The organism is Marinobacterium sp. BA1, assembly GCF_041155135.1.
Classification (GTDB): Bacteria; Pseudomonadota; Gammaproteobacteria; order Pseudomonadales; family Balneatricaceae; genus Marinobacterium; species Marinobacterium iners.
On the sequence record NZ_BAAFHC010000001.1, the window covers coordinates 2,728,536 to 2,752,606 of the forward strand.

Annotated in this window: 21 protein-coding genes; 4 read left to right on the forward strand and 17 right to left on the reverse strand. The window is 52.3% G+C overall.

The genetic code is table 11. The features are described from left to right. Positions 1-3: 3 nt before the first annotated feature. On the reverse strand, positions 4-1,296 hold the full coding sequence (locus ACAM29_RS13210) for a diguanylate cyclase (RefSeq protein ID WP_369624413.1): 1,293 nt from the start codon (positions 1,294-1,296) through the stop codon (positions 4-6). Between the two features lie 334 nt (positions 1,297-1,630). Between ACAM29_RS13210 and ACAM29_RS13215 the strand changes: the two genes are divergently transcribed. The 3 genes from ACAM29_RS13215 to ACAM29_RS13225 all read left to right on the forward strand — a co-directional run bounded on the left by ACAM29_RS13215 (position 1,631) and on the right by ACAM29_RS13225 (position 4,468). After that, the gene (locus ACAM29_RS13215; protein ID WP_369624414.1) at positions 1,631-3,163 is read left to right on the forward strand and encodes a LamG-like jellyroll fold domain-containing protein; all 1,533 of its coding nucleotides are present in this window, start codon (positions 1,631-1,633) and stop codon (positions 3,161-3,163) included. A gap of 542 nt (positions 3,164-3,705) precedes the next feature. Beyond that, positions 3,706-3,951: a hypothetical protein gene (locus ACAM29_RS13220; RefSeq protein ID WP_369624415.1), complete on the forward strand. Its 246-nt coding sequence runs from the start codon at positions 3,706-3,708 to the stop codon at positions 3,949-3,951. 94 nt (positions 3,952-4,045) lie between these two features. Continuing rightward, on the forward strand, positions 4,046-4,468 hold the full coding sequence (locus ACAM29_RS13225) for a YidB family protein (protein WP_369624416.1): 423 nt from the start codon (positions 4,046-4,048) through the stop codon (positions 4,466-4,468). A 70-nt stretch (positions 4,469-4,538) separates the two neighbouring features. Here the strand turns inward: ACAM29_RS13225 and ACAM29_RS13230 are convergent, their stop codons facing one another. The 11 genes from ACAM29_RS13230 to clpB form a co-directional block, all read right to left on the reverse strand. Beyond that, a complete protein-coding gene (locus tag ACAM29_RS13230) occupies positions 4,539-5,207 on the reverse strand; it encodes an NERD domain-containing protein (RefSeq protein ID WP_369624417.1) in 669 nt (222 codons plus the stop codon). A 208-nt stretch (positions 5,208-5,415) separates the two neighbouring features. Beyond that, the gene (locus tag ACAM29_RS13235; protein WP_369624418.1) at positions 5,416-5,958 is read right to left on the reverse strand and encodes a hypothetical protein; all 543 of its coding nucleotides are present in this window, start codon (positions 5,956-5,958) and stop codon (positions 5,416-5,418) included. Between the two features lie 68 nt (positions 5,959-6,026). Beyond that, on the reverse strand, positions 6,027-7,226 hold the full coding sequence (locus tag ACAM29_RS13240) for a helix-turn-helix domain-containing protein (RefSeq protein ID WP_369625146.1): 1,200 nt from the start codon (positions 7,224-7,226) through the stop codon (positions 6,027-6,029). Positions 7,227-7,306: 80 nt separating this feature from the next. Then, on the reverse strand, positions 7,307-8,107 hold the full coding sequence (locus tag ACAM29_RS13245; RefSeq protein WP_369624419.1) for a DUF6602 domain-containing protein: 801 nt from the start codon (positions 8,105-8,107) through the stop codon (positions 7,307-7,309). 154 nt (positions 8,108-8,261) lie between these two features. Continuing rightward, a protein-coding gene (locus ACAM29_RS13250) for an IS3 family transposase (RefSeq protein ID WP_369624420.1) occupies positions 8,262-9,442 on the reverse strand; the annotation gives its coding sequence in 2 pieces (ribosomal slippage) (positions 8,262-9,157 and positions 9,157-9,442; 1,182 coding nt in all). A gap of 79 nt (positions 9,443-9,521) precedes the next feature. Beyond that, positions 9,522-10,343, reverse strand: coding sequence for a 3-methyl-2-oxobutanoate hydroxymethyltransferase (gene panB, locus ACAM29_RS13255; protein ID WP_369624421.1), 822 nt, complete (start codon positions 10,341-10,343; stop codon positions 9,522-9,524). 75 nt (positions 10,344-10,418) lie between these two features. After that, positions 10,419-11,626, reverse strand: a protein-coding gene (locus ACAM29_RS13260) for an IS3-like element ISMaq2 family transposase (protein ID WP_369624422.1) whose coding sequence is annotated in 2 segments (ribosomal slippage) — positions 10,419-11,299 and positions 11,299-11,626 — 1,209 coding nt in all. Because the reading frame shifts where the segments join, the coding sequence is not laid out codon by codon here. Between the two features lie 158 nt (positions 11,627-11,784). After that, positions 11,785-12,651 (reverse strand): hypothetical protein, encoded by an 867-nt coding sequence (locus ACAM29_RS13265; protein ID WP_369624423.1) that lies wholly within the window; start codon positions 12,649-12,651, stop codon positions 11,785-11,787. Between the two features lie 104 nt (positions 12,652-12,755). Beyond that, positions 12,756-13,541 carry an HNH endonuclease gene (locus tag ACAM29_RS13270; RefSeq protein ID WP_369624424.1) on the reverse strand — a complete coding sequence of 262 codons (786 nt, stop codon included), beginning with the start codon at positions 13,539-13,541 and terminating at the stop codon, positions 12,756-12,758. Between the two features lie 81 nt (positions 13,542-13,622). Beyond that, positions 13,623-14,705, reverse strand: a complete 1,083-nt coding sequence (locus tag ACAM29_RS13275; protein WP_369624425.1) for a hypothetical protein — start codon at positions 14,703-14,705, stop codon at positions 13,623-13,625. 423 nt (positions 14,706-15,128) lie between these two features. After that, positions 15,129-17,705 (reverse strand): ATP-dependent chaperone ClpB, encoded by a 2,577-nt coding sequence (gene clpB / locus ACAM29_RS13280; RefSeq protein ID WP_369624426.1) that lies wholly within the window; start codon positions 17,703-17,705, stop codon positions 15,129-15,131. Between the two features lie 225 nt (positions 17,706-17,930). Here clpB and ACAM29_RS13285 point away from each other — a divergent pair, with 225 nt between their 5' ends. Continuing rightward, a complete protein-coding gene (locus ACAM29_RS13285; RefSeq protein WP_369624427.1) occupies positions 17,931-19,844 on the forward strand; it encodes a PhoX family phosphatase in 1,914 nt (637 codons plus the stop codon). Between the two features lie 38 nt (positions 19,845-19,882). On the opposite strand, the gene ACAM29_RS13290 is transcribed toward ACAM29_RS13285, so the two are convergent. From ACAM29_RS13290 to rluD, 5 genes are read right to left on the reverse strand one after another with little or no spacing between them, the layout of a single operon-like run. Then, on the reverse strand, positions 19,883-20,092 hold the full coding sequence (locus tag ACAM29_RS13290; RefSeq protein WP_354411142.1) for a hypothetical protein: 210 nt from the start codon (positions 20,090-20,092) through the stop codon (positions 19,883-19,885). Beyond that, on the reverse strand, positions 20,089-22,044 hold the full coding sequence (feoB, locus tag ACAM29_RS13295) for a ferrous iron transport protein B (RefSeq protein ID WP_369624428.1): 1,956 nt from the start codon (positions 22,042-22,044) through the stop codon (positions 20,089-20,091). The genes ACAM29_RS13290 and feoB overlap by 4 nt, the downstream gene beginning before the upstream one ends. Beyond that, positions 22,037-22,267 carry a FeoA family protein gene (locus ACAM29_RS13300; protein ID WP_091826478.1) on the reverse strand — a complete coding sequence of 77 codons (231 nt, stop codon included), beginning with the start codon at positions 22,265-22,267 and terminating at the stop codon, positions 22,037-22,039. The genes feoB and ACAM29_RS13300 overlap by 8 nt, the downstream gene beginning before the upstream one ends. Continuing rightward, positions 22,268-23,023, reverse strand: coding sequence for a peptidoglycan editing factor PgeF (gene pgeF, locus ACAM29_RS13305; RefSeq protein WP_091826476.1), 756 nt, complete (start codon positions 23,021-23,023; stop codon positions 22,268-22,270). Continuing rightward, entirely contained in the window at positions 23,020-23,988 is a 969-nt protein-coding gene (gene rluD, locus ACAM29_RS13310) for a 23S rRNA pseudouridine(1911/1915/1917) synthase RluD (protein ID WP_091826474.1), read from the reverse strand. Before rluD ends, pgeF begins: the two co-directional genes overlap by 4 nt. Positions 23,989-24,071 lie beyond the last annotated feature (83 nt).

Sequence of the window (24,071 nt, forward strand, 5' to 3'; positions counted from 1 at the left end):
GGATCATCCTCTCACGTATACAAAACCATTCTTGCCGCTTTTCTTCACCCGGTACATGGCGCCATCCGCGGCCTTGAGTAATGACTCCAGATCTTCCCCGTCATCCGGGAAGCGCGCGATGCCGATACTGGCGCTGATATGGGCCTCATGGCCGAGCGCATGGACCGGCTGCGCCAGCGTATCGAGCATGCGCTGGGCAATGGAGGTGGCATCCGCTTCGGTGTTGTCGTGTGCAAAGAGCACCACAAACTCGTCACCACCAATTCGTGCCAGCAGGTCTTCTTCCCTGATCACCGCCTGCAGACGACGCGCCGCTTCACGCAAAACCTCATCACCGGTGTTGTGGCCGAAGTTGTCGTTAATCGACTTGAAGCCATCCAGGTCAATGAACATCAGCCAGAGCACCTGCTGATGACGGTCCGCATGGGCTAGTTCGGCCTTGGCCGCTTCCTGCATGTAATGCAGGCTGTGCACACCGGTCAGCCTGTCCTTCATCGCAATATCATGCAGCTCAGCACGGGCGGATTCGACAGCCTCCAGCGCTTCGTACAGTTCGGTGAAGTCATACTCCACCATCAGAAAGAGAAAGTCGCCGTTGAGCGGATGGCGGGTACGGCGTATATCCACACTGTGCCGCCGCGGCCCCTCAACGGTCTGCATGATGAAATCCCAGCGCCCTTCCTCACCCGCCTGCACCCGTTTGAGACAGGCGTGCCCCTGAGCCGGATCGGCAAAGCGGGCAACAAAGGCACACATACCCTCGTCCAGTGGCTGGTTGTACAAGTAATTGTAGGCGTCTGTTGCGGCGGGGTTTTCGACCACCGGATCGCCATCCAGCGTAAAGGTGGTGGCCGGCACACGGGTATAGCGCATCGCCTCCATCAACAGCAGGTTCTCGGGCTGCTCGCCCATGTTCACCTGCTCGTTGATATACGCAATGATGCCGCGATGCCGCTCCGGCCCCAGCAACACCGCCCGATGCATCATCAGCAGTGTCTTGGGCTTGCCATTCGGGTAGGTCGTCCAGGGATCAACCGTCAGGCCATCACGCACGGCCAATTCAAAGGTCTGAAGCGTCCGGTCGCGCGCACCCTGAGTATCACCGGACAGGTCCTTGTCGATCAGCGCCTGCAACGAACCCAGTCCCCAGAACTCTACCGCTGCCGAGTTGCCCCACCACCAGCCGTGCTTGTCGATATCAAACACCCACACCACGTTGGGAATCAGCTCATAGAGCCGCAATTCCTCATGGGTTTGGATATGAACCAGATGGTCATACTGGCTTGAATGCGTCACGGCTGAACATCGACCTCTGTGGTATTGAACAGGGTGCCACTATATTCGCTCAGGCCGGCCAGCTCCACAGGCACAAGACCAAGTGCGTCTTTGTGTGTACTCAAGCCCTCTGAGCACTGAACGAACACCGTGCAGAACTGGAACTTGACCCTGTCACAGGTGGCCACCCACTTCCCAGGGCGACTGGAACATCACATCAGCCTATAAAGCTGGTTGGCTGACACAGAGTTTTGAACACCTTCCACGTTGTTCAAGCTACCACCAATACTCACTGTTGGTATACTCTGTGGGAAAAATATTACTGCTGGTTTGTCTTATTTAGGAGAGTTAATGAATGGAGTGCGTCCGTCGAAAACTTGAAAAACTCATATCCGCACTGGTTTTGCTGTTTTTCTGTGGCAGTGTATTTGCTACTGATTCAATGGTGAGTGCAGCAGACTCTATCGTGAAATTCCCGGATTTCACTTTAGGTGCCACAGGCAATCTAGATCCTAGCCAGCCATACACCGCACAGGTGTGGTTCAAACACACTGCGGGTACATCGGGCGATTACTATGCATTTGCAGCTGGGGTCACCTCAAGCATGGGTATGGGAGTCGTCTTCGGCGATCAGAGGCCATGGCCGACGATTAATGGTGGCAGTGGGTCCCCGAGTTCAGTTTTGACGTGTGGATATACACAGGATGATCAAGCCTGGGTGCACAAGGTGGTTGTATGGACAGGATCCCAGTACGACATTTATATAAATGGCACTAAATGCGGAACGCACGAAAAAACAGACGTTATCAACACCGGCAGTTCCGGCCTTTTTCTTGGTGGGCAATCGACCTCCACAGGTAGCGAACTTGACGGTGAGATAGATGATTTCGCGATTTGGAGCCGGGCACTTTCTGATACTGAAGTAGCTGCACTATACAACGGCGGGTCTGGCCTACCGGCAGATAGTGATTCCGGTAATTACGGTGGGAGCGGAAGCTTAATCGCACTCTTTACATTCGAGGGGAATTCGATCTGCCCAGTCGTTGGAGACTTTGGTACAGCACAAATTATTGGCACTCAACCCACTTTTAGTTCAAACGCATTCGCAAACACAACGACCCAGACAACCCAGACATCTGCAAACTGTAGCTCACCACAACCTCAGGCAACGCTAACAGTCTCAGCCACTCCGACCTCAATCAATGTCGGAAATACCAGCGCACTATCTACCTCCGGCGGGTCCGGTACCGGCGCAGTAACTTATTCTGTTGCTTCCGGCCCTTGTACAGTCTCTGGTAGCACTCTAACTGGTACGGGAGCCGGCACTTGTAGCATTACAGCCACCAAAGCCGCTGACTCAACCTATACCTCAGCAACCTCAGCTGCAATTGATGTAACCGTTAACGCTGTGCTCACATTGCCAGAGTCCGGCGGCAGTAACGTTACTATCCCTGCTGGCAATGGATCGCTTATCTCCTACAGCAAGATTACAGACCCAACGCCTCCAAGTGGCGTTTTGGTTGGCGATCAGATTGGCACTTACAGCTTTACCGCGACCGGGGTCTCGGGTTCTTTAACAATCACGATTGATGTTGGTGCTCCGATCGCAGCAGGCACTAAGATTTATAAGGTCAACGGCTCAACTTGGACAGAGATCACCACAGCCACATTTGGGGAAACCACCGTTACGTATACTGTGACCGATAACGACCCTGTCTTGGATCTAGATCCCACTGCAGGGAGGATTCAAGACCCTGTTGCGCTGATCAGTCCTGTCTTATCCTCTGGGCCTGTCACGCCAGTGCCAGTGTTGCCCCTTGGCGCACTCTTGCTGCTCGGCGGTCTAGCAGGCCTTCTGGGAATGCGTCAGCTGCGCAAAGCTGACTGATCAATTCCTCAAGCAGCCAACAGAAGCCTCGCCTGGTGCGGGGCTTTTATCGCTGCGCCGTGATTCTCTGATCAACCGGCAATACCTCGGTTACTTGCGCAAGGCGATTTACAGCACCAAGACGGTGAAAGCCGTACATCGCCAGTTCTGCAAGCTCTCCGCTGGTTGGCTGACACAGAGTTTTGAACCTCCTCCCATGTCAGCCAGGGTTATGCAGCATAATGCGCTTAAATTTCTTTGAGCTTGACGTAAATCGGAGTTGAATTCCGCGGCCCCGTACTCGCACCAGACCATGTTATCTAACCATTTCTGACAATATTCATCAGTCTTTTCTTATGAGATGGCGATGTCATCTGCTGTTTACGGATGCATGATCGACAACTAATACTCGAATATGAAACGTAGTTCGGGCATTCTTGTAACGATTGGTCATGTCGGTTGCACTGTTCTGCCTGTTTGGCAATAACCAGTACCCCGAACCTGACCGACATCCCCCCCTTAGCATCTACAGCTAACTTTCTACCGTAACAAGGGAACACACCATGGCTTACGTGACGATTGACGGCAACAAGTACGAAAAAGAATTGCTCGAACTGGCCAAGGCCCACACCACCGGTCGCGGCGAAGGAAAAATTTCAAAGGATGAGGCAGCCGACCTGCTGAAGTCGGCCAACGATGGTCAGGGCATAACCGGCACCGAACTTGATACCCTGAAGTACATCCGGGCCACGTTCGACTTTACCGATGCCGCCGCAACCTACTTTGATGCTGAGCTGGACAAGCTCTAACCCACACGCACCCGGTCAGAGGCGCAGCGTTCTGGCCGGCACTTACACCGATACCACCGGAGTGCAACACACTCACGGGACACGAGGACATAAAATGAGCCTGATCAACATGGCAGCACAACTATTCATCAGCAAGCTGGGCAGCAACGGTGACCAGCTCAATCTGGGTAGTGTCGTCACGGCCCTGCAGAACCTGCTGCCGACCCAGAATGGCGAACTGGACCTGAGTGCCCTGATCGCACAATTTACCAACGGCAACGAAGGGCTCGCCAACCTGGCCTCTTCCTGGCTGAGTGGAGGTGACAACGCCGCCCTTTCACCCTCGACCCTGCTGGATGTGCTCGGCAACGACCGCATTGCAAACTTTGCCAATAGCCTGGGGCTGGGGCAGGACACCGCCACCAGCGGCCTGGCGCAGATGCTGCCGGAACTGATCGATAAGAACAGCGAAAACGGCGACCTGCTGGGCAACGCTGTCGGCGGCCTGGCCAAGGGCCTGCTCGGCAAACTTTTCTAAACGGTGGGGTTAGAGCAACATTCACAGACTTGGCTAAAGTCGAAGTCATGGATGTCAGTTGGTACTGGGGTTATAGCTTCATAACCCCACGGCAACCCGGAAACCTGGAGCAGCCCCAGAACTGCTGCCCCTTGTGTTCACCCTTTTTGGATTCGCGCAGCACCATATCACTGCCGCACTTGGGACAGGCCACCGCTGCTTCCTTGGCTTCTACAATGCTTTTAACATGCTTCACATGCTGGCGATGGGTCGAAAAGGTGCGGGGATATCGGCCCGACTCAATCTGACGGACGATTTCATCAACCTGAGCTTCGGCAATAACCCGCTCGGTTTTCGACTTGATGTAGCCAACATAACCAAAACCGCGGGTGACATTATCCGGCATGGGGGTTTTGAAGGTGCTATCGCCGATAAAAACCACGACTGAGTGCAACTGGCTCTCTTCAAGCCCGAGCAGCTGCTCCAGTGCCTTCACATGCTTGTAGTTCTGGTGCAGTGGGTTCTGAAACTTGCTGGAGTGTTTGAATATCTTCTGCGTCCACTGTTTCTGGTGCTGGTCACCAAAAACCCAGCCCTTCATGTTTTTCGTTTCAACCACGAACACGCCGAAAACCGAAACGATGACGTGGTCAATCTGGGTTGTGCCATCGCCGGATGGCAGCGTCACGTTCTTGATCAGGCGATAGCGGCTCTTATCGAGGAAGTATCTGGCTGACAAATTGACAATAAATTCACCCATTACACCTTTGAACCAAGCGGACTTAAGTACACCTACCAATATAAAAAGGGGGATCAGATACCAGAAACTGGTGAGCAAGTTGCTGATTATGTGGACGAAATCCATCTCGTTTATATCCTGTATTGTCTAATAACGCCGCGGTTAAAGGGCCGAGAAAGCGTAGAATTTTTGGTCCCATTAAGCAAAGCGAACAGTTTTCAACGCTTTGTTATATGCCATTGTATGCATTGTGGATTTGGCTTCTAAAAATTTCTGATGCATCCTTAGCTCTTTGAGAGCTAATATTAATATCTATCCCCAGTCTTTTACCCAAATGCAGTGCTTCCGTTAACCAATCTCTGTATAAGTAACTACAGCGCATAGCCTTAGTCAAATTTGGTATAACATCAACTGTTTGGGAAAGATTTAGATGTGCTATCCGCATATTACGCATATCAACCATTTCTTTATGATACCGGACCCATTCTTCATTTGAGATGGATAAATACTCGATTATCATATCGCGACCAAACGGTCTCAATTTATCCCCTTCAGGAATTTTAATTTTTTCAGTCAGCCTCGACCAATGGGTCTCTTGGCTTCGTTGCCCAAATAGTTGATTCCAAGAGATAACTGCATCGGCATAACACATATCACCTATGGCGAACCAAGCGCTATCCACTGGGGGCTCCTGCCGAAAAATATAGTCTCCAAAGACACATGCTCGAAGACAGTCATCAGCTAAGCCGAAATGTTGTTCCCATATATCCATATGCACGATTCCATTTTGGCATATAACGCCATACTAAGTTGCGGAAGTTGAGCGTAACGAAGCTGACGTCAACTTGAGTATTTTGTTAAAAGAAATTCTTTATGCATAGATTCGATTGCTTCTAGACTTCCCGGCTCATGCGTAACAACGCTCTGAACTTTTAGCGAGGTTTCCAGGGGGAAAGGAATGTTATCAGCATAAATGGTGACATTGGCAGTAAATTCGTAACTATCATTTGAAGCAATGAAGATCCATTCATCAGAGAATACGGTCTGTCTCGGTTGCGCCTTCTCAAATGGAACCTCAATTCTAAATTTGTCGCCCAAATCCTGTATTTCAATAGAAGGCCTTGAACTCCTTGCCAATTGCTCGGATATTGGGCGCATATTGGCCAACACGTCATAGTGCGACCTAGGAAATTCAGGGAAAACATCTTCTTCGAAGAAAGTAAAATTATTTACTTGCTTTTTAACTATTATTTCTACTCTAATGTCCGAAACGGTAAAAGTAGAATTATTTACAAGGCAAAAGGACAGCTTTTCAGACTTCTTTAGAACATAATAATACTTCACGAGATCCCTGTAGTAGTCTGTCCTAGCGTGATTTAGGTTAATGCTCGAAAGTTGCATTCCGAAAGACCCGTAAGACTCTTCCTCTCGATAGTCAGGGATGCTCTTTAATGGTGGAATATCCAACACAATGGCCTCAATAGGCATTGACGCACCAAGGCTTGTTCTTTCTCTTAGGTTTGCAAACGCAAATTCAATCTTTGGACTCTCTTGGGTATCCTGAACTTCGGCCTTACCCATATTGTGAATTTCGTCGGGGCTTGCTTCGTCTGTGCTGCTTCCTCGGCGTATATATACAACATGCCTCTTTAGCTTTCCGTAGTCTTTTTCAAGATAATATGGACGAGACTGGAGTGGAATAGTAAAAACTCCGATTTTCAGGCCATCGATGAGAAGTGTCCTGTAATTAAAATCAATCGGTTTTTGAGTCTTGCCATTTACAAACTGTTGCAGTTGCGCATCGTCCAATTCGATTTCGATTCCTAACGGCTTACTTCTGCCTCCTTTTACCTCCTCGACACCAATAAGAATATATGCATCACTTCTGCGCCAAGCGTTTGCAAATGCCAATATATCTTTTAGTAATTCACTCTTTTGGTAATCGTTCCCAGAGACGAAAACGTACTGCTCTCGCTTGAAATCGAGAGTCGTTCCCTCTTCCTCGTATAAGAGTTCTTCTAAAGGAGGATGATCTTTCATTTTCACCTTCTAACTCTCGCATTTTTAGCTGGTTTGAAGCGCAGCGAAAAACTAGTCCGACAACATGCGCTTGTTACATTTTAAACTACGCGACCCCAAATTAAGTCTTGAGGTACGTAATTATCTAAAGCAGCTCTTCGCTCGCCGGCAGCATGTAGCCATGATGAAAACCAGACTAGCCAAGCAAGAAGGGCATTGCCCTTCAGTTCATTAACTTCGAAGCCAGAGCCAAGAGCCAAATCAGTATCACCAGCAAATCTAGCTAAAATTTTCGCTCTATGCTGGCTGTTTTCTTGCCCGAGCTTACTAAGCTCATAGTAATGCCCCGCCCTAACCATGGTAGAGCCCGGGACGATTATAAAATCTGGCTGTTCGTTACGAGGGATTTTGGCTAGTTCTTGGGCCACGTTTTCTTTTATTTTCTCTGGACTTGGGCCTTCAAACGCCCACAGAACAAAAAGAGATTCTTTAATATTTTGCCGTCCAAAATCTGACGCATACTCTCTAGGCAACGATTTAAACCGTCGACATTTTTCCAAGGAATCACGCAGCGTCGAAGGGGTAAGCTGTGTTTTTATCTCAATTAAAGAATACACTGCCTCGACTAGCCAAATTTTTTCGTTATCCTCTCCAAACAATGGCGAATTCGACATTTTATCCGCCACGATAATATCAGCTTGATTAGAAAATTCACCGCCTTTTGAAAGGATAAGCCCCGAGCTGATTGCATACTTATCAGGAAGATAGTTTTCTAGAAATGAAGCGACCATTCCTTCTCGGTTAGCACCTGCAGAAGGTTTGTGTGTTTTAAAATACTCTCTAACAGATTGAGATTTTCTCTCAAGCTCAGAGCTTATATCTTCAAAATACTTATGCAGCATCTACAGTGCTCTCAAAATTTAACGCCCAATTAAGGGGTGAACAACGCCCCCCAAACCTAAAGCATTGTGCCATAAACGCTAAATTTGAAGTAGAAGAAAAAAATGCCATGCGTTGTGAATGATCTTCCCCCGATAAATCGGACACCTACGCGGCTCATACCGTCATTGCTTCATATTCGACCGGACTCAGGTAATTTAAGCTTGAGTGCAGTCGAACTCGATTATAAAAGTGCTGGATGTATCCGACCAGCTTATCTCTCAGATGCATTTCGCCATAAAAGACATTTTCCTTTATCAGCTCACCTTTCAAGGTATGAAAGAACGACTCCACTTCCGCATTGTCTGTACACATACCTGGACGGTTGGCACTGGCTAGAACTCCGTGTTGCTTTAGAAGCGACTGGATCTCGTGGGCACGGTATTCAACCCCACGATCCGTATGAAAAATCAGACCAGGATCAGGTCGTCGGTTACGCAGCGCCATCTGTAATGAGGCCTTCGTCAGTGATACCGTCTTCTGCTTACCCAAAGACCAACCCACAATACGACGGGAATACAGGTCGATTACCGCAGCCAGATACAGCCAGCGTTTACCAACACGGATATAGGTGAGGTCAGCGGCCCAATGCTGGTTGGGTGCAGCTGGTTTAGGCAGATCTTTACGCAAGTTCGGCGCACGTTGGTAGAAACGGTGTAACCCGGCAAGTTTGCGGTAAACACGGCTAACACGGGCCTTCAAACCCGCTTCCCTCATCAACCGTTCGACTCGTTTTTTACCCACATGGACTCCTTGTCGCTTTAGGGCCTGATGTACTCTTGGACTGCCGTAAGTTTCTCGACTTGCCTCAAAAATCCGAATGATGCGTTCGGTCAGCAAAGTATCGCTTTGCTGACGCCGGCTCACTTTGCGTTTCAACCAGGCATAGAAGCCACTGGCTGATACTTTCAGAAACCTGCACAAGCGGCACACACCGAACTGCTCGCGATGCTCAACTACGAACCAGAACCTTTCTTCCGTTCCTCCGCGAGAAACCGTTGCCACTTTTTTAGCAGGTCATTTTCCTCCTTCAAGTCAGCAACTTGCTTCTCAAGTTTTCGTATCCGTTCGTTCTCACTCAAAGCCTTTGGCTTCTTAGACACCATTTTACGTTTATCAGCCACGATCTTGCCTTCCCGGTACTCCTTGCGCCAGCGGGACAACATGAAGGGATGGATATCCAGCGCTTCCGCAACGCCCTTCACGCTCGCCCCACTCAGATGCGTCAGCTTAACAGCTTTGGCCTTGAACTCGTTCGTGTACTGTCGCGTCTTTTTTGGGTTCTTGTACGCTGGCATATCTCACCTCGTCTGAATTAGATCGAGGTGTCCACTGAACCGGGGGAACTACAACGTCCGGCAACAGCCATTTGTTATGTCACTTTTTTAGGCCAAAACAATGCTCATCTGAAGGGAAAGTTCCAGCTCTTACCTCTTTTTCGAACTCTGCAAATACCTCTTTGATCTGGGCACTGAGGTCTACATATTTTTTGGCGAATTTCGGGGTGTAATCTGAGAACAAACCAAGGATGTCCTCAGTCACTAATACTTGTCCATCACACTCAGGAGAAGCGCCAATGCCGATGGTGGGGATGGCAATGGTTTCAGTAACCTTCCTTGCTGCTTTCTCAAAAACACCTTCAATCAATACCGAGAACGCACCTGCTGATTCAAAGGCCTGTGCCTCTTTAACCAACAACGCAACAGCATCGTCATCTCGCCCCTGAGCCTTGAAGCCTCCAAGAGCATTTGCATGCTGCGGACGAAGGCCTATGTGGGGCATGACAGGAATTCCCCGACTGATCAGGAACTCCACCGTTTCAACAAGCTCCAAGCCTCCCTCGACTTTCACTGCCTGAGCACCGGTTTCCGTCAATATGCGTGCTGCATTGCGATACGCCAGCTCTTTACTTTCTTGATATGAGCCAAAGGGCATGTCAATGACAACACAAGCCCGCTCGGTACCACGAACAACTGCTGCACCGTGGGCAATCATCATATCCAGTGTTACAGGTAAGGTAGAATCAAACCCGTATGCAACCATACCCGTTGAATCACCAACAATGATGAGATCTACATACGGATCCATAAAGCCCGCCATTGGCTTGGTGTAAGCCGTCAAAGAGACAATGCTGCCTTTCCCTTTCATTTCCCGAATCTTAGCAGTAGTAATTTTCTGATTTGACGTATGCGTGCTCATGCTATCTCCTTTTATGATGCTCGATGCTCACTCTGTGAACATAATGTAGTTGCCCCCGCTAAACCGGACACCACCTCATTCGTTTGATGCCAGTTCCGCCCGGTACTCCCAGGGCGATTTCATTTTCAGCCCCTTATGTGGGTGGCTGCGATTATAGTCCTCGATCCATTCTGGCAACCTGGTCATAACAGTCGCAGCATCAGGAAGATCGTTCAGGTACACATAGTCCCGCTTGAATGTCTTTACGAAGGCCTCAGCCATGCCGTTGCTCTGAGGGCTTCTCACGGGCGTGGTACACACCACAAAGCCTAAAGAAGACGCGAAGGATCGTGTTTCCTTGGCAATGTAGCAGCTGCCATTATCCGTCAGCCATTCCAACGGATGAGGCACTCGCTCTGACTGGCCGAACCGGTATTCCAGGCTTTCCAGCAGTAAGTCCTGAACCATCTCACCGGTGATGCCACCCGTGGTCGCTACATAGCGCATCAGCTCGCGATCACAGCAGTCCAGGCTAAAGGCCACACGAACGACCTCCTTGTTCCAGCAGCGGATCTCAAAGCCATCCGAGCACCAGCGAAGGTCAGGCTTCAACGTAATGACCTGGCCGTTGTGGCAGCGCTCTTGAGGTCGCCCCGTATACCGGGGTAACAGCAACCCATCCTGCTTCATCAGTCGGTACACGCGCTTATGGTTCACTCGCTCATCGTTGGCTGCGAGCAATCGATTCAGTCGAGCCGTGATCCTTCGATAGCCATTGGCAGCACGAGCATCGCACAGCTCACGGATAAACGGCAAATGCCGGTCATCGTCCTGTTTGTTGTATCTCGGGCTTCGGCCTTTCTGGCGACCATGAAGACGATCCAGAAGATTGGAGCGCGATACCTTCAGCACTTCCGCAACCCGCTTCAGAGGGTATCGTCCGGTGGCAGCAACGGCATGCGCGAGATCAACTTTTTTGACTGGGCCACCTCCAGGGCTTCCCGGAGTATTTCAGCTTCCATCGTCTTGCGACCCAACATCCGCTCCAGCTCCCGAACCTTCTTGTTCAGAGCTTTCAACTCGGATGCACTGACAACCTCATCACCGGATTCAATCGCGGACATGCCACCGTCTTTCATCAGCTTCTTCCAACGGAATAACAGACTAGCTGATATACCATGACGCCGGGCCACAAGCGACACCGACATGCCTGGCTGCTCACACTCTGCAACCATGAATGCTTTCTCCTGCGCGGAATAGCGGCGACGGCGTTGCACTCCGGTTATGACTTCGATTCTCTCCACCTTGGACACTCCTTTGCACTAGGTCTATGCCTAGGCCTTTGCTTCTACAAAGGTGTCCGGTTTAAATGGGGGCTACTACACATAACGCCTGGGCTCAACGGCCGATTTGGAGGCGCACCGCGCCGGAAAAGCGGTCCGCTGCAGCCCTTGGTTAGCCACTAAAAACCTAAATCCCGCTGCGGAACGAAACAGTCTAAGACATGGTATGCGATTGCTTCACCATGCATTCGCTTATGATCAATGATGGGGCGCACCGTAAAGTTTACGCCCTCCACATCCACGATTTTTTGCATTTTTGTTCTAATACCGTCATCCCAAGTTACCGGAAATTTCTCACCGCCAGAAACGATTGTGCCTCGATGTGCGGAGAAGGCGACCATATCCAATCTGCCAGTAACTCGGATTGTGGCAGCGAGCTCTTCCTTATTTTGCCCTAAAATAGCTCGATCATCTGGAGACAGGCGCATTTCACCGTCTCTAGCGGAAAACTGCGCATACTCTATTTTCTTTCCATCGATTCCGGAAACTAGTCTATCCGCTGGATATTTGGTAACTTGAGCCGCCCAAAGAATTTTGGGGTCGTTGATTCTGATGTCTCCATTTTCTGCATTGGCGATAATATTCCCGGAACCAATATTGACGTTATTGTTAATGGTGATATTAATTGGCAAGCCTTTATCTATTAACTCAGCGACCTGCCTCCGAAGGGTAATCGCTTCCCCAAACAGTTTGGTAATACTGCCTGCAAGTTGGTAACCGCCATCTGCAGCCAAGGCTCCGATTATTTCTTTGTGCGTGAAAACTAAATCTATGAGAAATTCAATCGAGCCAGATTTTATTCTGGTTTGGTAGTCAATTTGGCTTTTGATTGCTGGAGTGAGCTGTCGGCGGCCGAGCTGTACGGCTATCAATCTGTCAGTGATTGAGCGGTAGCTAGAGATTAGGAGCTCCATTGATCTGAGATCATATATTCCATCCTCGAACGCTGCACCCTTTGCATAGAGTCTCAGATCATGGCCTTCCATAAGTTTGTTCCCTCCTTTTTATTTTTGGCTAACGCCGCCAACACGCGCAGCTTTGTAGTGGAGGCAAAGCCGCAACGAAAAAGCTGTCGCCGTGCTTGGCCTTGTTATATTTTGTATGGCTCATAGGAGCCCAAGTCTACTTCTTTGTAGTTTCTTCGAATAAAGTCGATGAGCGCCGAATATGCGCTTATAAAGTTGGATTTTTTTATATCCAGAGACTCATTTAGCTTTTTTACTTTTTCGTACGGCAGGTATCTTCTTTCCATGTGCAGGTACCCTCGATCATCAGCCTGGCTAAAATTGGCCTGCTGACGACCATCTACATTAGTGAATCCAGATATAATATTCCAAAGTTCATAATAGCCCTCAATGAATAAATGAAAATGAGCCTGAAGGTTTGTATCATTTAGTGGGTATAAGTGGGGGTTATCAACAAGACCTGCTTCAAACATATCCCCTACTGTACATAGTTTTAAATTTACTGAGACTGGCAAATGCTCGGTAAAATAGCGAAGCTGGGTGAACGGAACAAAACGCATGAATAGTTTGAGAAAACTTATGTCACCTACCCTCTCATTTGGTGACTCGAAATGAGATGCTACCGTGCTTTCATGCTCTGATTTAATTTTGTGAAGACGTTCGACGGTGTAGTAACTTGGATTTTGATCAACTTCAGTGTGATGATTTGCGCAAAGTAGGATTAAGTTTTCATACGAATTACGATTTCTGACTATTTCTTCATTGCCTCGTGCACCGCCAGAACTTTTAGCTATGATATGTGCCATCTCGCCAATATGAACTTCATTGTCGAAAACATTGAGTTTGCAAATGCTACATCTTCCAGCTGCGAGGCCATATAGTTTTTTGATTTCTGGATTAGAAATTCCCACGAGCTTTCCCCTAAATATAACGCCTGCGTAATGGGCTGGTTTGCAGCGACAGCGGAAAACCAGTCCCAATTGACGCATTTGTTACATGTTTTGATTGGTGGCAACAACAGCTAAGCGATCAAATATGATCTTTTGATATAGCCCTTCTGAAAACGCTATCGAATTAGATGCTGTTGCTTCACCTTGTACGTCCTCGACAAATAGTTTGCATTGAACACTCTGCCCCCAATAAGTATTAATAAGCTTTCTATCTTCCTCTGGAAGCTGGGAAATGTCAGAGGATGAGAAAGTTCCAACCACTGTGGAATTGGGCGCTATCTCAGACTTTGATTCAAAGTCACTAAGAGTTAGCTTCAAGTCGATGTAGTTTTCTCTACCAATATACACTCGGAACAAAGCAGGTCTTTTAACTGAAGTATTCAACCGGCCTGAATTAATAAGAGTCACTGAAATCTCAAAATATGATTTATTTGCTATCAAATCTTCTTTAATTAGATTTACTTTTCGCTCTATTTCAGGAATAGATGATTGAAGCTCATCGTATTTTTCTTTTACACTAGAAAGCTTTTCCTCAAAGTGCCTTTTAAATTCAGTTAATGTTGCTGAAACGTCTTCAGCATTAAAATCAATTTCTGGGCGTAGCGGTCTATTAAGTTTATTGCACTCGTGTTTTGAAAAGGTCTCCGGGGTAAATGCATTAACTTTTTCAAGATCAGTTTTTCTATCCGCTATTTTTTCAGGAAAATCTTTTAACTCTTGCTTAGCCCTTTGAAGCAATTCTTCTAGCTCATCAAGAGTTACAGACCGATCTTGGGGTGCTCGTTTAGGCTCACCACCCAGTAAAATAAATCTAGGATTATCCTCTTCCTTCATTTTTCTCAAATATGAAAGTTCGGAATGTTCATCCAATGAAACTTTAGCTTTATCCGATACCTTGCGGCTTATTCCATTCACTTCAAGCGCAAGCTTCGACCTTTGAACAACATATGTTTGCCAAATAGGTACAAGTAAAGCAATTGATGCGCCAATCACCGCAGCTAATAAACTAGAATAGTCACCTACTCCTTTGAGCAGATAGAAAGTGACCATCCCAAGCAATAATCCAATCACTAGTGCAATGGATAACTGGATGCTACCTACAGACCTTTTGTCTTGTTTTGCCATATTTACTCCACAGTTTGATTGGACATGTAACAGCCTATTTATGAGGTAAACCTCATAATAATTATTAGCAGGCATACCTTTTAATTCCTTCACCCATCACATAACCAACTGATAGATAAGGATTTATTTTTATTGGAATTGACAAAAAGGTATACCTGCTCGGCAGAGGGCCACTCAGTAGAGAGCACCATCAACGGCAGCCGAGAAGGGATCAGAGGAAAAATATGGTGAGGTTTGGTCATACCTGATACTCCTTCATTACGTGCTGAACGCCGCCGTGCTGCGCTGATCTGCACGGTACTCCCTGTCATCCATTAACAACACTATAGCCAGCACAGTCTGAACTGACCACCCAACCAAAGTAAAAAAGCCCACCGATCGCTCGGCAGGCTTTTGCTCTCAACATGATGTGACAACCAGAGATTACCTGAAGGTAAACTCTCCGGCCTCTACATCCACCGCGATCTTGCGACCGGGTTCGTACTCGCCGGCCAGCAGTCTCTGCGCCAGCGGATTTTCGATCCACTGCTGGATCGCCCGCTTCAGCGGACGAGCGCCGTAGATCGGCTCGAAGCCCACATCCACCAGCTTGTCCATGGCGGTGCTGGTGAAGGTGATGCTCAGCTCGCGCTCGGCCAGGCGCTTGCGCAGGCGGTCCAGCTGGATCTCGGCAATGCCGGCCACCTGTTCCTTGCGCAGGCTATGGAATACCACCACCTCGTCGATGCGGTTGATCACTTCGGGACGGAAGTGAGTACCCACAGACTCCATCACCGCCTGTTTCATCAGGTTGTAGTCGTCGTCATCGCTGTAGTTCTGGATCAGGTCAGACCCCAGGTTAGAGGTCATCACCACGATGGTGTTGCGGAAGTCCACGGTACGGCCCTGGCCATCGGTCAGGCGGCCGTCTTCCAGCACCTGCAGCAGGATGTTGAATACATCCGGGTGCGCCTTCTCCACCTCGTCCAGCAGCAGTACCGAATACGGTTTGCGGCGCACCGCTTCGGTCAGGTAGCCGCCCTCTTCGTAACCGACATAGCCCGGAGGCGCACCGATCAGACGCGCCACGGAGTGCTTCTCCATGAACTCGGACATGTCGATGCGCACCATAGCGTCTTCAGTATCGAACAGGAAGCTGGCCAGCGCCTTGCACAGTTCGGTCTTGCCGACACCGGTCGGGCCGAGGAACAGGAAGGAGCCGTTAGGGCGGTTGGGGTCAGACAGGCCGGCGCGGGAACGACGCACGGCGTTGGACACAGCCACCACCGCTTCGCTCTGGCCCACCACACGTTGGTGCAGGGCATCTTCCATGCGCAGCAGCTTTTCGCGCTCGCCTTCCAGCATCTTGCTGACCGGGATGCCGGTCCAGCGGGCGACCACTTCGGCCACTTCTTCTTCAGTCACCTTGTTGCGCAGCAGCTTATGCTCTTCCGCCTGTTGCTCGGTGCTGTCGGCGGCCTGCAGCTGTTTTTCCAACTCGGGGATGCGGCCATACTGCAGCTCGGACATCTTCGCCAGGTCACCGGCACGACGCGCCTGTTCCATTTCGACACGGGCCTGGTCGAGCTGCTCCTTGATCTGCTGCGAACCCTGCAGGCTGGCTTTTTCGGCCTTCCACACCTCTTCGAAGTCGGAGTACTCTTTCTCCAGCTTGCCGATGTTGTGCTCCAGCTCTTGCAGACGCTTGCGCGAGGCTTCGTCCTTCTCTTTCTTCAGCGCTTCGCGTTCCATCTTCAGCTGGATCAGGCGACGGTCGAGACGATCCATCTCTTCCGGCTTGGAGTCCATCTCCATGCGGATGCGCGAGGCGGCTTCGTCGATCAGGTCGATCGCCTTGTCCGGCAGCTGGCGGTCGGTGATGTAACGCTGACTCAGCTTGGCGGAGGCAATGATCGCGGAGTCGGTGATATCGACGCCGTGGTGCACTTCGTAGCGCTCTTTCAGGCCACGCAGGATGGCGATGGTGTCCTCTTCGGAGGGCTCATCGACGATCACCTTCTGGAAGCGGCGTTCCAGCGCGGCGTCCTTTTCCACGTACTGACGATACTCGTCCAGGGTGGTGGCACCGACGCAGTGCAGCTCGCCACGCGCCAGCGCCGGTTTGAGCATGTTGCCCGCATCCATGGCACCTTCGCCCTTGCCGGCACCGACCATGGTATGCAGCTCGTCGATGAACAGGATGATCTGGCCTTCCTGTTTCGACAGTTCGTTCAGCACCGCTTTCAGGCGCTCTTCAAACTCGCCACGGAACTTGGCACCGGCGATCAGCGATCCCATATCCAGCGACAGCACTTTCTTGCGCTTGAGGCCTTCGGGCACTTCACCGTTGACGATGCGCTGCGCCAGCCCTTCGACGATGGCAGTCTTGCCCACACCGGGCTCACCGATCAGAACCGGGTTGTTCTTGGTGCGGCGCTGCAGCACCTGAATGGTACGGCGAATCTCGTCATCACGACCGATCACCGGGTCCAGTTTGCCGGACTCTGCGCGCTCGGTCAGGTCGATGCAGTATTTGTCCAGCGCCTGACGGGTCTCTTCCGCGTTGGGATCGTTCACGCTGTCGCCTCCACGCATGTTATTGATAGCGTTTTCCAGTGACTGGCGATTCACGCCACAATCTTTCAATACCTTGCCGGCATCACTCTTGCCGTCCAGCATCGCCAGCAGCACCAGTTCACTGGCGACGTACTGGTCGCCACGCTGCTGCGCCAGCTTGTCAGTCAGATTGAACAGACGGGCCATGTTCTGGGACAGATGGATCTCGCCATCGGGGCTGCTCACCACCGGCAAGCGGTCCAGTGCTTCGCCCACCTTGGCGGTCAGGGTCATCCGGTCGGCACCGGCCTGACGCAAAAGCGGCGCCACCGAGCCGTTCTGCTGCTGCAAAAAGGCAGCCAGCAGGTGGATCGGCTCCATCATGTTGTGGTCCTTGCCGATCGCCAGTGACTGGGCGTCGGACAGGGCTTCCTGAAGTCGTGAGGTAAATTTGTCGGGTCGCATGAGGTCTCCTGTGGATCTCTCGGTGCCGCTGGTCCGACATAGGGGGTCAGACGGTTCGGCTGTTTCTGTTACCCCTATAGATAGGGGCCAGCAGGGGCGGCTTCAAGATCTGACAGCAATTAAATTAGTTATTTCTTATACAGCAGTACACTTTTCTTAATTCTGTAATAGCACACTGCTACAACATGCACCTGCATCCCGGTAACCCAATACAGGACAGGTGACATGAATCAGATTGAGTATTTTGATCCCGAAGATCATCCGGAACTGGAACAGACCGATTTTGACCGCATGACGGCGAAAGGCATCAGCCGCCGCAACTTCCTGCGTGGTGGAGCCGCTGCCATGGGCCTGTTCCTGGCCGCCAACCCGCTGGCACAGGCAGTTGCAGCCGTAACCCGCCCGGAACCCAGCAAGCTGATGGGATTCAAGGCCGTACAGGCCAGCACCGCCGATACTTTTGTGGTGCCCGAAGGCTATGTAGCCAAGCCGCTGATTTCCTGGGGCGACCCCATCCTCAAGGGTGCGCCGGCATTTGACGCATCCGGTACCCAGAATGCAGCCGCGCAGGCCGGTCAGTTCGGTGACAATACCGACGGCATGAGCTTCTTCCCGCTGGACGAAGACCGTGCATTGCTGGCAGTGAATAACGAGTACATCAACCCGGAATACCTGTTCGCTCATCAGGGCAAGCAGGACCTGACCGCCGATGAGGTGAAGAAGTCCCAGGCGGCACATGGCGTATCCATCTTCGAGATCCGCCGCAACGCCAAGGGCGAGTGGCAGGTGAACCGCGATTCCGACCATAACCGTCGTATCACCGCCTACACACCGATGGAGCTGACCGGCCCGGCCGCTGGCCATGCGCTGATGAAAACCGCCGCTGATCCTTCAGGCCGCAAGCCGCTGGGCACATTCAACAACTGCGCCAACGGCGAAACGCCCTGGGGCACCTACCTGACCTGCGAAGAGAACTTCCACAAGTACTTCGCCTCGGCTCAGGATGACGTTGCACTGCCGGCACGCGATACACGCTACGGCCTGAAAGCGGGCAACCGTGACTACCAGTGGTATCGCCATGACGAGCGATTCGATCTGGCCAAGCATGCGAACGAGCCGCACCGCTTCGGCTGGGTGGTCGAGATCGATCCGATGGACCCGACCGCTACACCGAAGAAGCGCACCGCTCTGGGCCGTTTCAAGCATGAAAATGCCGCTCTCACCATCGACCCATCCGGTCATGTGGTGGTGTATCTGGGTGATGACGAGCGCGGCGAGCACCTGTACAAGTTCGTTTCCAGGGCCAAGTACAACCCGAACAACCAGCAGGCCAACCGTGACCTGTTGGAAGAAGGCACCCTGTACGTGGCGCGCTTCTCCGCCAATGACGGCGAGATCAAGGGCCAGGGCGAGTGGATCGAACTGACTCACGGCAAAAATGGCCTTACCGCCGAGAACGGCTTTGCCGACCAGGCTGAAGTGCTGATCTTTGCCCGTGAAGCCGCCACGCAAGTAGGCGCCACCACCATGGATCGCCCGGAGTGGGTAGCTGTTCATCCGGACAACAAGGCAGTGTTCTGCACTCTGACCAACAACAAGAACCGCGGCAAGGAAGGCCAGCCGGTGGGTGGTCCGAACCCGCGGGCCAAGAACAACTACGGCCAGATCGTGCGCTGGTGGCCGCATCAGGGCAACCATGTGGACAGCCGCTTTGACTGGGACCTGTTCGCCATGGCCGGCAACCCGACCGTTGCCGAAGGCCTCTACGCCGGCAGCGACAACATCACTGCCGATAACATGTTCAACAGCCCGGATGGTCTTGGCTTTGATGCTGCCGGCCGCCTCTGGATTCAGACCGACGGCAAGTACAGCAACGAGGGCGAGTTTGCCGGCATGGGCAACAACCAGATGCTCTGTGCCGATCCGCAGACCGGCGAAATCCGCCGCTTTGCCACTGGCCCCATCGCCTGTGAGATCACCGGTCTGGCGTTCTCGCCGGATCAGCGCACGGTATTCATCGGTGTGCAGCACCCGGGTGAAGAGCTGGCCCCGTCGCACTTCCCGGGCGGCGGCAACAGCAAGCCGCGTTCCACCATTATGGTGGTACAGCGTGAAGATGGTGGTGTGATCGGCGCCTGAAACCCATAAGCGCTTTGATAAAAAGCCCGGCTGAGCAATCAGTCGGGCTTTTTGTTATTGGCAGCCGAGGGGCTGACATTCGTCTGGTTACGCTTGCCGCAACTACCACTGCAACCGGCACAAGTGGAGGTATCAGTGCTGCAGCAGCCGACCTTAAGGCTGGAGCGAATACGGTGCAGCAGCCAGATGCTGACCAGTAACACCAGGCCGACCAAAATGACCCAATCGAACACAGTCATCGTGCTCACAGCAACCACTGCCCTACATGAAAGGTTATCCAGGCACACACCCACGCCAGTGTCAGCCCAAGCAGCAGTGAAACAACAGCCCAGGCCCACCGCCCGGTTTCACGCCGAATCACTGCCAGTGTTGCCAGACAAGGCATGTAAAGAAGGGTGTAGACCATAAAGGCCAGCCCCGCGCTTGCCGGCAGTACCTGGCCTATCGCCTGCTGCAGCTGGGCGGTATTCTCGCTGTTGGCCTGATAGACAACCGCCAGCGATGCGACGATCACCTCTTTGGCAAGGAAACCGGACAGCAGTGCAACCGTTTCATGCCAGGTGAACCCCAAAGGAGCAAAGAGCGGCGTTAGGGCATGACCGAACTGTTCCAGCAACGGTTCACCACCACGCGGGAAGGTTTGCAGCAGCCAGATCAGAATGGAACCAATCAGAATCACGGTGCCCGCCTTGGTTATAAAGTCGCGGCAGCGATCCCAAAGATGCAGCAGCAGTGAGCGGCCACCAGGCATACGCCAGGGCGGCAATTCCATGATGAACGTTTCGTCATAATGCGCCGGCAGCACCCGTGCAAAGATCGCGGCACATGCCAACGCGATCAAGACCCCAAGCCCGTAGACCGCAAACAACACCGTGCCCGCGTTGTCCGGAAAAAACACCCCGGCAAGTAACAGCAGTACCGGCAACCGCGCCGAGCAGCTCATAAAGGGGTTGATCAGAATGGTGATCAGGCGGGCGCGGGGTTCTTCTATGGAGCGGGTCGCCATAATTGCCGGCACGTTACAGCCAAACCCCATCACCAGAGGCACCAGCGCCTTGCCATGCAAACCCACTCGACTGAGCAGCCGGTCGACAAGAAAGGTAGCACGGGCCATGTAGCCACTTTGCTCAAGCAATTCCATGAACAGGAACAGCAGCACCACGTTGGGCAGGAATACCAGCACACCACCGACACCGGCCATTACCCCATCGACTATCACTTCCCGCAGCAGAGACTCAGGCATGTGTTGTGCCACCTGTGTCGTCATCCAGTCCACGCCCTGAGAGATCCAGTCTGCAGGCAGTGCCCCTGCGGTAAAAGTGGTTTCGAACATCAACCACAGCAGTGCAACCAGAACCGGTAGCCCCAGCCAACGGTTCAGCACAATACGATCCAGACGATCATCGGCCAAATTGCACTCTTCATGGCTCTGCCCCATGCGGTGCAGCAAGCCATGAACCCAGCCGTAGCGCCCTTCGGACACCAGTTCGGCAGCTCCGAGTGCGTGCTCGGCCTGGATGCTGTTCTGCCCCTCATCCAGCATGGCCTGCTGTTCATCGGTCAAGGCAAAATCCACGTCGCCAGCGGACTCCAGCCAGCGCACACTCTGCCAACGCGGCAGTCCATGTGTTTCCAGACGATTCAACAGGGTATCAATATGAGGTTCGTATTCGATTGTAAGCGGGGGTACTGCAACCGGTTGCTGTAACCGGGTCACGACCGCGTCCAACAGTTTGTCACAATAGAGTTTGCGTCGGCCATCGCTGGGCAGCACCGGAACGCCCAGTATCTCGGACATGGCGGCCAGGTCCGGTCGAGTGCCGTTGCGCTCAGCTTCGTCCAGCATGTTCAGCGCCAGCAGCAGCGGCACGTTCTGTTCCATCAACTGACTGGTTAACGCCAAGTGCCGACCCAGGTTGCCTGCATCCAGCACATTGATCACCAGATCCGGCTGCTCTTGCGTCAGGTAGTCTCTTGCGACTCGCTCTTCACTGCGGTTCTGACTCAGGGAATAGATACCCGGCAGGTCGACGATTTTCAGCCGTGCCCCCTGGTGCACACATTCCCCGATACGACCACTGACCGTCACCCCTGACAGGTTCCCGGTACGCTGACTGGCCCCAGTGAGCTGATTAAACAACGAGGTCTTACCACAGTTGGGGTTGCCTATCAGGGCGAGCGTATAGCAGCGATCAGTCATCTTGCAATTGTATCCAAATATGTTGCGCCTCAGCGTTGCGCAGACAGAATTGCTGATTGCCGATCCGGTATGCACGCGGGTCGCCCCAGAGCGACTTGGTACGCAGCTCTACTCGCTGGCCACGCAGGATACCCAATGCTGCCAGCCGCTGCCGCAAGGACTGCGGCCCATCCAGAGCAAGGATAAGCGCAACTTGCTGAGCTTTTAAATCAGTCAGGTTCATTCAGCTGTCCCTGCGGCCTCCGGCCGCTGTTTCTAGCCAGATCAAACTCGCCATGCGACCGGTTACGCCGTCGCGACGATAGGAGAAAAACAGATCCTGCTGGGTGAAGGTGCAATACTCACCGCCACTGATCACGGTGACACCGGCCCGATGCAGTCGCTGCCACGCCAGCTGATAAAGATCCGCCAACCAGCGGTTGGGGTGCAGTGGCGAGGGGACGAATGCCTGTTCCGCCGCTGGCATCTGTTCACAGAATGCGGTCCGTACCTCAGGCCCAACCTCAAAGGCCAATGGCCCGATCGCCGGCCCCAGCCAGACCTGCACCCGCTCGGGTGTTTCAAAACAGTCCAGGGTGGCTTCCAGTACACCGTTCAACAGCCCGCGCCAACCGGCATGGGCAGCAGCAACTCGCTGGCCGGCCGGATCGGCAAACAGCACCGGCAGGCAATCTGCCGTCAGCACTGCACACGCCACGCCGGGGGTCGAACTCCAACAGGCATCGGCCTCGCGGACACGGCCATCGGCCTGAGCCTCGACCACTTCGATGCCGTGTACCTGCGACAGCCATTGAGGCTTGATGCTACCGAGCGCCTGCTGCAACTGCCAACGGTTGGCGGCCACGGCCTCCGGCTGATCACCCACATGGTCACCCAGATTCAGCGATGCCCATGGCGACTGGCTCACCCCGCCAATACGGGTGGTGACACATGCACCAATACCATCAGAAAGGGACCAGTCCGGCCGGATCAGTTTCATAGTTCGTAGTCGTATTCCTGTGCATCCCGTTTCAAAACGGTCAAAAGATGCTGCATGTCTTCGGGCAGATCAATTTCCCAGGACATCAGCTCGCCACTGGTCGGATGATACAACTCCAGTTTTTTGGCATGCAGCGCCTGACGATGGAACGCTTTCAAGGCACGCTGCATGGCGCCACTGGCTCCCTTGGGCATGCGAAAGCGGCCACCGTAAAGCGGATCACCCACCAGTGGGTAATTGATATGGGCCATGTGGACACGGATCTGGTGGGTGCGCCCGGTTTCCAGCTTGAGACGGATGTGCGTGTGCGCACGAAACTTTTCCAGCACTCGATAGTGAGTGATCGCTTCCTTCCCAACCCCTACAACCGCCATCTTCTGGCGATTTTTGGAATGGCGTCCCATTGGCTCCTCGACGCAGCCCCCACCTGTCATGACACCATTTACAACCGCTTCGTATTCCCGTCCCATGCTGCGTTCCTGCAGCTGGACCACGATATCGGTCTGGGCAGCAATTGTCTTGGCCACGACCATGAGGCCTGTGGTTTCCTTATCCAGCCGGTGCACGATGCCGGCACGCGGTACCTGAGCAATATCCGGGCAGTGGTGCAGCAGGGCATTCATCAGCGTACCACTGGCATGACCGGCGCCGGGATGGACGACCAGCCCTGAAGGCTTATTGATCACCATGATCGATTCATCTTCGTAGATGATGTCGAGGGGGATCACCTGTGCCTCGTGATGCTCGATGCGCTGCAGCTCGGTTTTGACCTCGATCCGTTCGCCACCATTAAGCTTGTCACGGGGCCGGAGCACCTTGCCGTCAACGGTTAGAGTTCCCTCCTTGATCCAGCCCTGCAGGCGGGAACGGGAATAATCCGGGAACAGCTGCGCGACCGCCTGATCCAGTCGCATTCCGAACATTTCGGTCGGTACCTGTGTTTCTAACTCTAACTGTTCTGACATCAATATGATTCTTAATCGGCGGATGTTTTGGCATGGGCTCCGGTTATGTTTAAATAGGCCGGATACTATCTGGCCAGTATAAC